Origin of the sequence: Streptomyces sp. NRRL WC-3626 (assembly GCF_000718785.1) — a bacterium.
In the GTDB taxonomy this organism is placed as follows: Bacteria; Actinomycetota; Actinomycetes; order Streptomycetales; family Streptomycetaceae; genus Streptomyces; species Streptomyces edwardsiae.
Window position 1 is genome coordinate 56,431 of record NZ_JOCA01000017.1, and the last position, 15,253, is coordinate 71,683.

The following is a 15,253-nucleotide window of genomic DNA, read 5'->3' on the forward strand; positions in this document are numbered from 1 at the left end:
TACGACATGGAAGGAGCGGTGATGACAGCACCGCACGACAGGGCGGCCGGCCCGTTCCGGCAGCCGAGGGCCGTCTGGGCCGTGGCGTTCGCCTGTGTGATCTCGTTCATGGGCATCGGACTGGTCGACCCGATCCTGCCCGCCCTGGCCGAGAACCTCGACGCCACCCCCAGTCAGGTGTCCCTGCTGTTCAGCAGCTACCTCATCGTGACCGCTGTCGCCATGATCTTCGTCGGCTGGATATCCAGCCACATCGGCGCCAAGCGCACCCTCGTCATCGGCCTGGCCGTCATCGTCGTCTTCGCCGCCCTGGCCGGAGCCACCGGCTCCATCAACGGCATCGTCGGCTTCCGGGCCGGCTGGGGACTGGGCAACGCGATGTTCATCGCGACCTCCCTGGCCGTCATCGTCGCCTCCGCCAGCGGCGGATTCGCCGGCGCCATCATCCTGTACGAGACGGCGCTGGGCCTCGGTATCGCCGTGGGCCCCCTGCTCGGCGGCTTCCTCGGCGACCTCAGCTGGCGCGGCCCGTTCTTCGGCGTCGCCGTCCTCATGACCGGCGCGCTGATCGCGACCGTCCTGCTGGTCCCCGCCACACCGAAACCGAAGCACCGCACCTCGCCCATCGCCCCGCTCAGGGCACTGCGCCACCGCTCCCTGCTGACCATGGGCATCGTGGCACTGATGTACAACTGGGGCTTCTTCACCATGCTGGGCTACGCGCCCTATCCGATGGAACTGGACGCCACCGCGCTCGGCCTGGTCTTCACCGGCTGGGGCCTCCTCGTGGCCCTCTTCAGCGTCTTCGGCGCACCGCGGCTGCAGGCCCGCTTCGGCACCGCTTGGACGCTGTACGCCAACCTCGCCGCCCTGGCCGTGATCATGACCGTGATCGCCATGGGCGTGGACACGCCCACCGTGGTGATCGTCGCCGTCATCGTCAGCGGCGCCTGCATCGGCATCAACAACACGCTCACCACCCAGGCCGTCATGCTCGTCGCCCCGGTCGAACGCCCCGTGGCCTCCTCCGCCTACGGCTTCCTGCGCTTCATCGGCGGCGGCATCGCCCCGTACGCCGCCGGCAAGCTCGCCGACGCCGCCGGTCTGTCGCTGCCCTTCTACGTGGGCGCCGCCTCCTTCCTCCTCGCCATCCCCGTCCTCGCCACCGGCCACCGGATGCTGCGCGAGGCCGAGACACGGCCCGCCGACCCGGAGCCCCTCGTCCCGGCCCTCACCGCCGTCGGCGCCCCCGCCGCCTCCGGCACACCCCGGGTGATCGTCGCCGTCGGGTCGCACGAGAGGGCCGCGGGCATCGTCGACGCGGCGGCCCGTCTCGCCCGTGACACCGACAGCCCCCTGGAGATCGTCCACGTCCGGCGGACGGCCGTGGTGGAGGAGCAGGCCGTCGACACCGAGAGCGACGAGCAGGCCCGCGCCGCCGTCACCGCCCACCTCGGCCGGGTCACCGCCGCGGGAGTCACCGCCACCGGCCAGATCCTCACCAGCGTCGGCGACCACGCCGCCGCGGGCCGCGCCCTCGCCCGGCACGCGGCCTTCGCCGGCGCCCGGACCGTCGCCATCGGGCGCTCCCCGCGCGGCCCCCTCGCCCAGTTCGCCGACGGCAGCTTCACCAGCGCCCTCACCCACGCGGCACAGTGCACCGTCGTCCTCGTGGACCCCGACGAGGAACCCCGGCCGCTGACGGCGGCGGGCCTGGCCCGGCTGCGCGACAGCACCGTCTGATCCGTCCACGCGCCGCGCACCGGTGAGGAGCGCGGCGCACGGACGGCCGTCGGTGAAGCAGCGGTGAAAAAACCCTGTGGAAGCGGTGTCAGGGGGGTCCCTTATGCTGCACGCGATGATCACGCGGGCCCAGGGGAGGGTGCGGCATGCTCGGCAGGCTGTTCGGCAGGGACACCGAGAGAACGACGGACGATCCGCACGCCCTTCCCGCGCCACGCAAGAAGAACGGGATGTACCGGCTGCGCGCACTCGGCGACACCCGGGTGCTCGCGCTGGTGGAGGCCGCCGACGCGGCCGACTGGCCGGCGGTCGAGAAGGCGCTGGCCCCCTTCGACCTCGGCCACGACCACCAGGTCCTCGGTGAACTCGCCGGTCTGGACGGCGTACAGGACTGGATCGGCCGGGCCGTCGAGGAGGACGGGGAACACCGGGCGGCGGCCCTGCTGATATCCGGGGCCCGTCACATCCGCTGGGGCTGGGAGGCCCGCACCAGCGCACGCGCCGCACAGGTCACGCAGGAACAGTGGCACGTGTTCCACGAACGGCTCGAAATCGCCGAGGAACAGCTCTTCCAGGCCGCCGAGCTGCGGCCGGAATGGGTCACGCCGTGGAGCGAACTCCTCACCTCCGGCCGCGGGATGTCGCTCGGCGGTGACGTCAACCGGACCCGGCGCGACGCCGCGCTGCGCCGCGACCCGTTGAACCTGGACGCCCACCTCGCCTGGATGACGCAGCTGCAGCCCCGTTGGGGCGGCGAGCCGGGACAGGCCCTGGCCTTCGCCCAGGACGCCTTCTCCCGCGCCCCGCAGGGCCACCGCCTCGGCTGCGTGATCCCGATGGCGTACATCGAGGAATGGGTCGAGTCCGACCGCGGGGACCACCTCGAGACCGACGAGATCCGGGCGCGACTGCGGGAAGCGGCGGACCACAGCATCCTGCATCCCGCCTACCTCTGGCGTCCGGGCTGGCAGCAGGACTTCAACATGTTCGCCATGGCACTGTCCCTGGCCGGTGAGCGCCACACGGTCCGGCGCGTCTTCCGGACCCTCGACGGCGCCTGCACCGAGTGGCCCTGGACCTTCTTCGCCGAACCCGAGAAGCAGTTCGCCCGCCATCAGCGCCGCGCCTGAGCGCACCCGCCCCGCCCGCCGCCCCTCCCACCCCGGACTGCCCGATGACTCTGCCCGAAACGCCCCCGACCCCGGCCGGCACGGACCGCACCTTCCAGGTGGACCTGCGCGGCCTCGTCGACCTCCTCTCCCACCACCTCTACTCCAGCCCCCGCGTCTATCTGCGCGAACTCCTGCAGAACGCCGTGGACGCGCTGACCGCCCGGCACACCCTCGAACCGGACGCCCCCGCCGGCTCCTTCGGCATCCGCCTGTACGCCGACGGCGCGCGGGTACGGGTCGAGGACGACGGCGTCGGACTCACCGAGGCCGACGTCCACACCTTCCTCGCCACGATCGGCCGCAGCAGCAAGCGCGCCGAGAAGATCGCGGAGCAACGCGCCGACTTCATCGGCCAGTTCGGCATCGGACTGCTCTCCTGCTTCCTGGTCGCCGACGAGATCCACGTCCTCAGCCGCTCCGCCCGCACGCCCGACGCGCCCACCGTGGAGTGGCGGGGACGCGGCGACGGCAGCTACACCGTGCGCGTCCTGCCCGCCACCGCCCGTCCCCGCCCGGGCACCACCGTCACCCTCACCCCCCGCAGCGACGCGGGCGAGTGGACCCGCCCGGGCCAAGTGCATTCACTGGCCCGGCACTTCGGTTCCCTGCTGCGCCACCCGGTGACCTTCGACGACGGAACGGGCGCCGCCTGTGTCAACCCCGAACCCGCCCCCTGGGCCCGCACGTATCCGACGCCCGGAGCCCGCTCCCGCGCGCTGGCCGCGTACGGCAAGGAGGTCTTCGGCTTCGAACCGCTCGACACCATCGAGCTGGACCTGCCGGCCGTCGGCCTGAAGGGCATCGCCTGCGTGCTGCCCGAGACGGTGCCCGCCGGACGCCGCCACGGCCACCGCGTGCACGTCAAGGGCATGCTGCTGTCCGAGCAGGCCGAGGAGATCCTGCCCGAATGGGCGTTCTTCGTCCGCTGCGTCGTCGACGCCGAGAGCCTGCGCCCGACCGCGTCCCGCGAGTCCCTGTACGAGGACGACACCCTCGCCGCCGTACGGGACGCCCTCGCCGAGCGGCTGCGCGCCTGGATCGCCCGTGCCGCCGCCAGCGACCCCGGCCTCCTGCACCGCTTCCTCCAGGCCCACCACCTGGCCGTCAAGTCCCTCGCCGTGCACGACGACGAGATCCTGCGCATGCTGCTGCCCTGGCTGCCGTTCGAGACCACCGACGGGCACACCACCCTCGACGAGTTCGCGCGCACCCACCGCACCGTGCTCGTCACCTCGAGCGTTGAGGAGTTCCGGCAGGTCGCGGCGATCGCCTCGGCCGCCGGACTGGGCGTCGTCAACGGCGGCTACACCTACGACCGTGAACTGGTCCACCGGCTGCCCGAGATCAGGCCCGAGGCGAGCGTCGCCGACCTCGACCCGGCCACCCTCACCGCCCACCTCGACCCCGTCGACCGGGAGACGGAACTGGCCGCCGCGGCCTACCTCGCCCAGGCCCGCGACGCCCTCGCCGTCTTCGACTGCGACGTCGCGCTGCGCACCTTCCAGCCCGCCTCCGCCCCCGCCCTCCTCGTCGACAGCCGAGAGGCCCGGCACGAGCGCACCCGCTCCCAGCTCGCCCGCGAGCAGGAGGGCGGCCTGTGGGGCGACATCCTCGGCGCCCTGCGCCAGGAGGCCCCGCGGGCCCAGCTCATCCTCAACCAGCTCAACCCGCTGGTCCGCACCGCCGTCGCCATCGACGAGCCCGAACTCGCCCGCACCAGCGCCGAGGCCCTCTACGGGCAGGCCGCGCTGCTGTCCCGGCGACCGCTCAGGCCCGCCGAGTCGAGCCTCATCAACCGCTCCTTCCTCGACCTCCTCGCCCACGCCCTCCGCAAGGACAGCTGACGATGCCGACCACACCCCTTCCCCGGAGCACCGACGAGCTGTACCAGGCGCTCCAGGAGAACCACGAGCGCCCCTACGGCCGAGCGCGCACCGTCACGGCGGAGGAACTCGCCGAGGCAGCCGAGCAGTTCGAGGAGCCCGTCCCGCTGATCCGCGCGCTCCTCGAACTCCAGGAGGCGTACACCTACGGCTCCGAACCCCGTAAGTCGCCCGTCGTCTTCGCCCGGCTGCTCACCCTCTTCGACGAGCAGCCCGACCTCTTCGACGAGCGCCTGCGCCACACGCTGTTCTGGCGCTTCAAGTGGGTGGCCAACGCGCTGCGCGCGCTGCCCGAGATACCGCTCGCCAGCCTGCGCCAGTGGCAGACGGAGATGCGCGACCGCTACGAGAAGGCCGGCTACGGCCTCCAGCCGTACTACGGACAGGCCTACCAGCTCGCCTCCCACATCGGCGAGGATACCGCCCTCGCCTACGAGCTGTGGGCCGGCCGCACCCGCACCCGGCTCAGCGACTGCGAGGCCTGCGAGATCTGCGAGCGCGCCCTGTACCACCTGACGGCCGGCGACGACGAGGGGGCGCTGCGCGCCTGGGAGCCCGTCCTGCAGGGCAAGGAGAGCTGCCAGGAGGAGCCGGCCCGATCCATCTCCCACGCCCTGCTGCCCCTGCTGCGGACCGGCCGCACCGACCGGGCACGCGAACTGCACCTCGCCGGCTACCGCGGCTGCCGCCGCAACCCCTCGATGGCCGGGGAGGTCGGCCGGCACCTGGAGTTCTGCGCGCTGACCGGCAACGAGGCACGCGGACTCGAACTCCTCGCCGAGAACCGGAGTCTGTTCGACGAGGTGGACTCGCCGCGCGACCAGCTCGACTTCCTCACCGGCGCGGAGGTCCTCCTCCAGCGCGTCGAACTCCTCGGCCACGACGAGCTGCCCGCCGCCGGATTCGCCGGCCGCACCTGGACGGTCACCGGCCTGCGTGCCGAGGTACGCGAGCGCGCCGACGACCTCGCCGCCCGCTTCGACACCCGCAACGGCACCACCGCCCACGCCGGCCGCCGCGGCGCCCGCCTCGGCCGTGAACCGCTCACCGACGCACTCGAACTGACCCTGCGCGCCCGCGGCCTCGACGACGTCACCCCGGCCGCCGCCCCGGCGCCCGCCACCCGTGCCGTCACGCCCGCGCCCGACGAGTCGCTGCCCGAACTCATCGTGCGGGCCCGCACCTTGGACGAACAGGGGGACCCGGACTCACGGGCCTGCTGGGCACGGCTGCGCACCCTTGTCGCCGCCCGCGACTACACCCACCCCGACGACCCCGCCGTGGGCCCGCTCGTCCGGTTGCGCGCCGACCTGCTGGACGACGAGGCGGCCAAGGCCGGCGAGAAGGACGACTACGCCGAAGCCGCCGCCCTCTACGAGGAGGCCGCGGGCCTGTACGACGACGCAGGGCAGCCGGCGTACGCGGCGGTCGCCCGCGGCTGCGCCCTGCTCGCCGCCGGGCAGATCCCCGATCCGGACGACGACGGGGTGGAGGCGAAGGCCGCCGCGCTGACCGCCGCCCACGCCGCCGTGACCGCGCTGCACGAGCGGACGCCCGGCCTGCCCCCGTACCTGGAGGCCCGCCTGCTGAGGCTGCGGGCCACCGCCCTAGGCCTGCGCCTGCAGACCTCGGGGGACGAGGAGCACATCGCACCGGTCCTCGCCGAGGCGGACCTGCTGCACACCTTCGCCGTCCGGCACGACATCGCCACGCAGATCTCCGGAGCCCTGCTGCTGCGCGCCACCACCTTCGCCCTGGCCGGCGATCTGCCCGCCGCGCTCGCCGGGACCGACGACGTCCTCGACCGGCTCAGGACGCACGGCCCCGCCTGGCACCTGCCCCGCACCCTCGGCCTGCGCGGCAGGCTCCACCTCGGACTCCAGGACCCGCAGTCCGCGTACACGGACCTCTCCGAGGGCCTGCGGCTGGCCGCCGGCCGGCCCGCCGACACCAGCGGAGCCGCCCGCCTCCACAACGACATGGCCGGCGCCTGCCTGCACCTGGGCCGCCCCGACGAGGCACTGCGCCATCTGACCCGCTCGGCGGAGCTGGACCTGCGCCACGGCGTCCGGTTCGACGCCTTCTGCACGTACAGCAGCGCTGCCCGGCTCAGCCTCGACCTCGGCCGGGTCGAGGACTGCATCGCCCTGCTGGACTCCCTGCTCGCCGAACCGGACGTCACCACCGGCGAACTGGACGACCGGCTCACCGCGCAGCTGCGGCTCACCCGTGCCCGCGCGCTGCACACGGGGGAGGACCTCAAGGCCGCCACGGCGGAGTTCGTCGCCCTCGCCGCCGAGTCGGCCGGCTGGGACGACGACCCGGGGAGCCACGCCATGATCGCCGCCGAGACGGCCGTACTCCTCGGCGAGTCCGGTGAGTTCGCCCGTGCCCGCGAGGCCGCGGACCAGGCACTCGCCGCCCACGCCAAGGATCCGCGCTACGAGCAGCTCAGCAACTGTCTGCGCGAACTCGCCCGTCTCCAGGCGGAGCGCCAGGGCCCGGACGGCCTGGCCGGTGCCCGTGCCTTCCTCACCGACGCGGGCCGGGTCGCCGACGAGGCGGACGCCGCCGGGTACGAGGCGCAGGGCCGCCCGCTGGACGTCGCCCTCGCCTACGAACACGGGCGGGTCCACGCGTACGCCGGTGAGTACGCGCACTCCCTGACGGCCCTGGAGGAGGCGCTCGCCCTGATCGGCGAACCGGGGCAGGCGCAGGACCCGGAGCAGGCCGGCTCGTGGGCGGAATGCGTCCGCCTCGCGGGTGTCGTGGAGGGCGTCTACCTCGAACGCCCCGCCCCGGCCCTCACCCGCCTGGACGCGGCGATCGCCCGGCTGACCGCACTGGGCCACACCGAGGAAGCCGAGTCGCTGACCTCACTGGCGGCCAGGCTGCGCGACGAGGACTGAGCCGTCGACGGGGACGCCCAGACGGCCGGCCAGGGTGGTGAGGGCCGGCCCGAGGGGCAGCGCGACCCGGGTGACCGCGTGCCGGTCGCCCCGGGTCGGGTCCCGGTTGACGATCAGTACGGGCTTGCCGGCGTCGGCGGCCTGACGCACGAACCGCAGCCCCGACATCACCGTCAGCGAGGAGCCGAGGACGAGGAGCGAGGAGGCCTCCCGGACCAGTGAGCGGCAGTGCTCGACCCGCCCCGGCGGCACGTTCTCACCGAAGAACACCACGTCCGGCTTGAGGACACCGCCGCAGAGCGTGCAGGGCACCACCTGGAAGTCCCCGACCTGGTCGTCGGTGAGATCGGCGTCACCGTCGGGATTGATGCCCGCGGCCACCGGCTCGAACCCCGCGTTGGCCTCCTCCAGCCGCCGCGCCAGTTCGCCGCGCGGGCCGAGAGCACCGCAGCCGAGGCAGACGACCCGGTCCAGGCCGCCGTGGAGCTCCACCACGTCCGCACTCCCGGCGGCCTGGTGCAGACCGTCGACGTTCTGCGTGATCACCCCCGACAGCAGACCCTGCCGCCCGAACCCGGCCACGGCCCGGTGCCCCGCGTTGGGCAGGGCGCGGCGGAAGGTGCGCCAGCCGAGATGGCTGCGCGCCCAGTACCGGCGCCGGGCCTGCGCGCTGCCGGTGAAGTCCTGATACGTCATCGGCGTATGACGGCTGAGGCTCCCGCCCTCACCCCGGTAGTCGGGAATGCCCGACTCCGTGGAGATCCCCGCCCCGCTGAGCACCAGCACACCGCCGCTGCCCAGCGCGTCGGCGACCGGCGCGAGATCCGTGGTGCCCGGCGGCAGGTCCGCGTCGGGGGTCCATCTCAAAGTGGGGCGCATCCGCATGCGGCAAGGGTACGGAACGAGGTCGGCGTCCGGTCGACCCGTCGATCAGCTCACGCAGGATGTCCGGGTGGCCCGTGTGGCGGCCGGTCTCCTCGATCATGTGGGCGAGCGCCCGGCGGACGCCGGGGGCGGGGCTCCTGTCGGGCACCTCGTTCGCCCTTGCGACCGTCTGCCGGTAGCGGGTGACGACGTCGGACACGCTGTCGCCGGGGGCGGCCCGGAAGGCGGCCGGCCAGTCGGTGACCCGTTCCCCGACAACGTCGCGCGCTCGACGAAGGTGAGTGTGGTGGAGCAGCCCGAGCAGATTCGTGCCCGACGGCACCGCGGCGGTCCGGACCTGCGGTTCGGGCGCGCCCTCGACCTTCGCGGCGCCCGAGGCCCGCAGACGGTCGAGGAAGCCGCGCAGGACCTCGCTCTCGGCGGGGTCCCCCTCTCCAAGCTCCCCCGGCAAACAAAGTTGCCAACCCGGCAAACCACACACCGAGCCCCGCCCCACGCCCCCACCGCGGCGAACCGCACCCCCATCCCGCCCGTCAAACGGACGTGCCGCGAGTGCAGCACCGCCAGGGGCGCGGGGAACTGCGCAAAGGGGGTCTGGGGGCGGAGCCCCCAGGGACGGGACGGGAAGGGGCGGCGGGGGCGAGAAAAATCGTCCACCCCACCCCGCCCCACCCCTTGACCCACCGGAACCACGCGGATTAACGTTCCGGCGTTTAGTGGCGATTGAAACGATTCAACAGCACGCGAACTCCCCTGAGGTGCACTCATGTACGACGAATCCGTCCCGCAGCGCGGCAGGATGTCCCGGCGCACGGTCCTGGCCGCCGCAGTGACCGTGGGCACCGCAGCCGCCCTCGGCGCAGCCTCACCCGCCGCCACCGCGGCCGCCACCGCCACCGCAACCGGCCCCACCGCCACCTGGTTCGCCGACCCCACCCGCGCGGCACGCCCCAAGTTCCGCTGGTGGTGGCCCGACGGCCTCGTCGACCCCGACGAGATCACCCGCGAGATCGACCAGATCGCCGACGCCGGCTTCGGCGGAGTCGAGATCGCCGCCGTCCACCACAGCATCAGGGACAAGTCACCGCTCGACACCGCCCGCCACGGCTGGGGCAGCACACCCTGGCGCGACGGCGTCGAGGCGGCCCTGCGCCGCGCGGCGAGACGCGGCGTCACCGTGGACATCACCCTCGGCCCCAGCTGGCCCGTGGCCGTCCCCGGCGTCACCCCCGACGACGAGGCCGCCGCGAAGGAACTCGTCCACGGCCGGGCGGAGCTGGCCGGCGGAGCCACCTACGAGGGCCCGGTCCCCCCGCCCGTCCACGAGCCCGCCCCCCACGTCACAGGCACCCGGCTCCTCGCCGTACAGGCCGCCCGCGTCGACACCGCCAACTCCACCCGCAAGGAGACCGGCCTCGCTCCGGACAGCGTCCGCGACCTGACCGCCGACGTCACCGGCGGCACCCTGACCTGGACGGCGCCCGCCGACGGCGACTGGGTACTGATCTCCTACTGGCAGCGCGGCTCGGCCCAGCAACCGGAGTCCGGCCCCCACTCCGCCCCGGCCGCCTACGTGGTCGACCACTTCAGCGCGGCCGGCACCACCGCCGTCACCGACTACTGGGAGCGCCACCTCCTCACCCCCGGCCTGCGCCGCCTGCTGAAGGCCGCGGGCGGCGCCTTCTTCGAGGACTCCGTCGAGATGGAGACCGACGGACTGGTCTGGACGGGGCGTCTGCCGCAGGAGTTCGAGAAGCGCACCGGCCGCCCGCTCCTGCCGTATCTGCCCGTTCTCGTCCTGGACGACAGCAACCAGGTGTTCGCGTTCGAAGCCCAGCTCACCCGGCAGATCAGGCACGACTTCTGGGGCACGGTCTCCGCCCTGTTCAACCGTCACCACCTGCGCGCGCTGCGGGACTGGGCACACGGCCTGGACATGACCCTGCGCTCCCAGCCGTACGGCCTGCAGACCGACGCCATCGAGTCCGCCGCGATCCTCGACATCGCCGAGGGCGAGTCCCTCGGCTTCAAGAACCTGGACGACTACCGCTGCCTGGCCGGCGGCCGGGACATGGCCGGTCACACCGTGCTCTCCTGCGAGTCGGGCGCCTACAACGGCTCCGCCTACAGCACGACGTGGGACCGTGTCCTGCGCACCATGGGCGGCGCCTACGCGGCCGGCGTCAACCAGACCGTCCTGCACGGCTTCTCCTACGCGAAGGCGCCCGAGGCGCAGTGGCCCGGCTTCGCCGCGTTCAGCCCGTACAACGGCAGCCCCGGCTACGGCGAGTCCTGGGGCCCCCGGCAGCCGACCTGGCGGCACGTCGGGGACATCTCCGGCTATCTCGGCCGGGTGCACCAGGTCCTCCAGGCCGGTACGGTCCGCGCGGACGTCGCCGTCTACCGGCAGACCGGCTACACCGCCACCGGCATCGGCGCGTCCTGGTTCACCTCCACCGGTGTCCCGCTCGGCTGGACCCACCAGTTCATCAGCGGCGCGCTGCTGGACCTGCCGAACGCCGAGGTGTCCGGCGGCCGGCTGGCCCCCCACGGCCCCGCCTACAAGGCGCTGTTCGTCGAGGGCGACTTCTTCCACGGCTCCACCCCGACCCTCGCCCTGGCGGACGCCCGCACACTGCTGCGCTTCGCGAAGGCCGGGCTGCCCATGGTGCTCCTCGGCGCCTTCGACCAGGCGCTCACCCCGGGCGTGCCCGACTCCGGCGAGACGGAGCGGCTGCGGGAGGTTCTGGCCCGTCTGCTCGCCCTGCCCAACGTGGTCCGGGTCACCGAGAAGCCCGCGGTCGGCGACGCCCTCACCGCCCTCGGCGTCAGCCCCGACGTCCGCCACTCCGTCTCCTCGACGCTCCTCAACGCGCACCGTGTGACGAAGGAGGCGGACTTCTACTACCTGTGCAACGGCAAGCACGCCGAGACCGTCAAGCCCCCGGTGGCCGCGATCGACCACGACGTCACCCTGCGCTGCACGCGCGGCCGCGAGCCGGTGCCGTATCTGCTCGATCCCTGGACGGGCGAAGCCGTGCGGGTGGGCCGGTACACGCGGGAGGGCGACGAGATCACCCTGCGCGTCGCGCTCCGGCCGGGCCAGACGACGATCGTCGCGCTGGGCAGGCCCGGACTCTTCGGGGACCGGCACGGAAACCGCCCTTACGCCGTCTCCTCGGACGCCGACAAGGTGCTGTTCACCCGCGACGGACTCACCGTACGGGCCGCCGCGGCGGGCACCTACCGTACGACGCTGTCCCAGGGCCGCACGGTCACCACCACCTTCCGGTCCGTGCCCGCCGCGATCGAGCCGGACCGGTGGAACGTCGAGGTGGAGGACTGGACCCCGGGCTCCGACGTCACCCGGACCGAGAAGGTGCGCAGAAACCTCGTAATGGACACGCTGCTGCCCTGGTCGAAGATCCCCGAACTGGAGGACTCGGCCGGCATCGGCCGCTACCGCACCACCGTCGTGCTCCCGCGCGACTGGAGCCCCGCCTCCCACGGCGCCTACCTGGACCTGGGGCAGGTGAGTGACACCTTCCGTGTGACGGTCAACGGGAAGGAGTCGGGACCCGCCGACCGGCTGTCTCCCGTCCTCGACGTGGGGCCGCTGCTGCGGCGGGGTGAGAACACCATCGAGATCGAGGTGGCGACGCCGCTCGTGAACCGGCTCCGGGTCACCCGTCCGGAGGTCTTCGGCTCCCTGGCCCGCCAGGAGCACGGGCTCGTCGGGCCGGTGAAGCTGGTGCCGTACGCCCAGACCACACTCTGATTGAACGTTTCAATATTCCTCCTCCAGACCCCACACCGAGACAGCCGCTGTGCGGACGGTGCGTGCGCCGATCCGCGCAGCGGCATGCCTGAACACAGGGCAAACGCCCCCTTCCCGGGGCCTTTTCGAAGCCCCGGTCGCATTCTGTGAGAACACTTGACGCATGTATGACATGCGCTTAGCGTCTCCGCCCAGTCGGGTAAAACGATTCAATCCTCCGTCGGTGTCCCGGTGCCGTGCCCGACCCGTCCGCCGCCGTCGCCCGTGAAGGGAGCCCCCGCGCCATGCCCGCAGAGTCCGGCAGGCCCGCCCCGTCCCGACGTCAGATCCTGTTCACCGCGACCGCCGCGACCGCCGCGGCCACCGCCGTGTCGCTGACGGCGTCCCCGGCCGCCGCCGCACCGGCCCGCCACCCGGCGGACGCGACCCGCCCGCACCCGGTGCTCACCCCGTTCGCGCTCTCCGAGGTCCGGCTGCTCGACAGCCCCTTCCTCGCCAACATGCGCCGCACCTGCGCCTATCTCCTCTTCGTCGACGTCGACCGGCTGCTGCACACCTTCCGGCTCAACGCCGGCCTGCCGTCCTCGACGGAACCCTGCGGCGGCTGGGAGGCCCCCGACGTCCAGCTGCGCGGACACACCACCGGACACCTCCTCACCGCCCTCGCCCAGGCGTACGCGAACACCGGCGACACCGCCTACGCGGACAGGTCCCGCTCGCTCGTCTCCGCGCTGGCCGAGTGCCAACGCGCCGCGCCGGCGGCCGGCTTCCGCCGCGGCTATCTCTCCGCGTTCCCCGAGTCGGTCTTCGACCAGCTGGAGGCCGGGGGGAGGCCCTGGGCGCCGTACTACACCATCCACAAGATCATGGCCGGCCTGCTCGACCAGTACCGGCTGGCGGGCGACCAGCAGGCGTTGGACGTGCTGCTGGAGATGGCCGCCTGGGCCGAGGCCCGCACCGCGGCGCTGTCCCGCGAGCGGATGCAGGGCGTGCTCAAGGTCGAGTTCGGCGGCATGAACGACGTACTCGCCCAGCTGTACCTGGTGACCCGCGACCCGGCGCATCTGCGCACCGCCCAGCGCTTCGACCACGACGAGCTGTACGCGCCGCTCGCCGCGGGCCGCGACGAACTCGCCGGCCGGCACGCCAACACGGAGATCGCCAAAGTGGTGGGCGCCGTGCCGGGTTACGAGGCCACCGGCGACCGGCGGTACCTGGACATCGCCGACACCTTCTGGACCGCCGTCGTACGCCACCACTCGTACGCCATCGGCGGCAACTCCGACAAGGAACTCTTCGGCCCGCCGGACGAGATCGTCAGCCGGCTCTCCACGGTCACCTGCGAGAACTGCAACAGCTACAACATGCTCAAGCTCGGCCGGCACCTCTTCCGCCACCGGCCGGAACGCGCCGAGTACCTGGACCACTACGAGTGGACGCTCTACAACCAGTTGCTCGCCGAGCAGGACCCCGACTCGGCCCACGGCTTCGTCACCTACTACACCGGACTGTGGGCCGGCTCGCAGCGGGAACCCAAGGGCGGCCTCGGCTCCGCGCCCGGCAGCTACAGCGGCGACTACGACAACTTCTCCTGCGACCACGGCACCGGCCTGGAGACCCACACCAAGTTCGCCGACACCGTCTACTTCCGTTCCGACCACCCCCGCCGGCCCGAGCTGTACGTCAACCTCTTCATCCCCTCCGAAGTGCGCTGGCACCAACAGAATGTGACGATACGTCAGGAAACCGAGTACCCCGCCGGCGACCGCACGCGGCTCACCGTCACCCGCGGACAGGCGCGCTTCTCGCTGCGGATCCGCGTTCCCGGATGGGTGGCGGAGACCGGCGGGCGGGCCGTGCTGAAGGTCAACGGCCGCACCACCGGCACGCGCCCCGAGCCGGGCACGTACGCCACCGTGACCCGTCACTGGCGCACCGGGGACCGCGTGGAACTCGTCCTGCCGCGCGTCCCGGTCTGGCAGCCCGCGCCCGACAACCCGCAGGTCGCCTCGGTCTCGTACGGTCCGCTGGTCCTGGCGGGCGAGTACGGCGGCACCGGCCTCGCCACTCTGCCCGTCATCGGCCCCGGCACCGTGCGCCGTGTGCCGGGCGAACGCACCGCGTTCAGCGCGGTCGCGGACGGGCGCGCGGTCTCACTGCGCCCCTTCCACGAGATCCACCACCAGCGCTACAACGTCTACTGGGCCGTGCCGCCGAAGCCCGGCCGCGCCCGCGACATCGCCCGCTACCCCCTCGACGAGGGAAGCGGCACGACGGCCGCCGACCGCACCGGGACGTTCGCCCACGCCGCCCTCGCCGGCGGCGCCGCCTGGAGCACCGACGGCGGCACGCCCTCCGTCACGCTCGACGGACGCGACGGCCACCTCGCGCTCCCCGCCGCACTGCCCAGCGGCCTCGACGAGTTGACCGTGGCCGTGCGGGTCCGCGTCGACACCCTCGCCCCCTCCGCCCGCGTCTTCGACCTCGGCTACCACAAGGACACCTATCTCTTCCTCGCCGCGACCACGGGCTCCGGCCGCGCCCGGGCGGCGCTGAAGATCGCCGGCATGGAGGCCGAGGACGTCGTCGACGCGGCGGGCCCGCTGCCGCCCGGCCGGTGGATCCACGTGGCACTCACCCTCGCCGACGGCACCGGAGTGCTCTACATCGACGGCGCGGAGGCGGGCCGCAACCCGGCCATGGTGGCCGGACCCCTCCTGCTCGGCCGGACCAGCCACAACTACCTCGGCCGGTCCCAGAACAGCACCCACCCCCATCTGCACGGAGCCGTACGGGACTTCCGGCTGCGCAACCGGGCCCTCACCGCAGACGAGGTACGGCGACTCGCCGACGGCTGACCCATCACACCGACCACCGCTCCAG

At 73.0% G+C, this 15,253-nt stretch carries 7 protein-coding genes and 1 pseudogene; 6 read left to right on the top strand and 2 right to left on the bottom strand.

Annotated elements, in window-relative coordinates; genetic code table 11:
• Positions 1 to 21 precede the first annotated feature (21 nt).
• From IF28_RS0124175 to IF28_RS0124190, 4 genes are all read left to right on the top strand, one after another.
• Positions 22 to 1,743 (top strand): MFS transporter, encoded by a 1,722-nt coding sequence (locus IF28_RS0124175; RefSeq protein ID WP_030224052.1) that lies wholly within the window; start codon positions 22 to 24, stop codon positions 1,741 to 1,743.
• A 146-nt stretch (positions 1,744 to 1,889) separates the two neighbouring features.
• Positions 1,890 to 2,873 (top strand): hypothetical protein, encoded by a 984-nt coding sequence (locus IF28_RS0124180; RefSeq protein ID WP_030224054.1) that lies wholly within the window; start codon positions 1,890 to 1,892, stop codon positions 2,871 to 2,873.
• Positions 2,874 to 2,917: 44 nt separating this feature from the next.
• The gene (locus IF28_RS0124185; RefSeq protein WP_030224056.1) at positions 2,918 to 4,759 is read left to right on the top strand and encodes an HSP90 family protein; all 1,842 of its coding nucleotides are present in this window, start codon (positions 2,918 to 2,920) and stop codon (positions 4,757 to 4,759) included.
• Between the two features lie 2 nt (positions 4,760 to 4,761).
• Entirely contained in the window at positions 4,762 to 7,707 is a 2,946-nt protein-coding gene (locus IF28_RS0124190) for a hypothetical protein (RefSeq protein WP_030224058.1), read from the top strand.
• On the opposite strand, the gene IF28_RS0124195 is transcribed toward IF28_RS0124190, so the two are convergent.
• Both IF28_RS0124195 and IF28_RS38035 read right to left on the bottom strand, forming a co-directional pair.
• Positions 7,675 to 8,592 (bottom strand): NAD-dependent protein deacetylase, encoded by a 918-nt coding sequence (locus IF28_RS0124195; RefSeq protein ID WP_030224061.1) that lies wholly within the window; start codon positions 8,590 to 8,592, stop codon positions 7,675 to 7,677. The genes IF28_RS0124190 and IF28_RS0124195 overlap by 33 nt on opposite strands.
• Before the next feature lie 25 nt (positions 8,593 to 8,617).
• Positions 8,618 to 9,064, bottom strand: a pseudogene (locus IF28_RS38035) (DUF664 domain-containing protein); the annotation flags it as partial.
• 294 nt (positions 9,065 to 9,358) lie between these two features.
• Here IF28_RS38035 and IF28_RS0124200 point away from each other — a divergent pair.
• Together IF28_RS0124200 and IF28_RS0124205 are read left to right on the top strand one after the other, a co-directional pair.
• Positions 9,359 to 12,370 carry a glycosyl hydrolase gene (locus IF28_RS0124200; RefSeq protein WP_030224062.1) on the top strand — a complete coding sequence of 1,004 codons (3,012 nt, stop codon included), beginning with the start codon at positions 9,359 to 9,361 and terminating at the stop codon, positions 12,368 to 12,370.
• A 284-nt stretch (positions 12,371 to 12,654) separates the two neighbouring features.
• Positions 12,655 to 15,228, top strand: a complete 2,574-nt coding sequence (locus tag IF28_RS0124205; RefSeq protein ID WP_030224063.1) for a beta-L-arabinofuranosidase domain-containing protein — start codon at positions 12,655 to 12,657, stop codon at positions 15,226 to 15,228.
• The last annotated feature ends 25 nt before the right edge of the window (positions 15,229 to 15,253 follow it).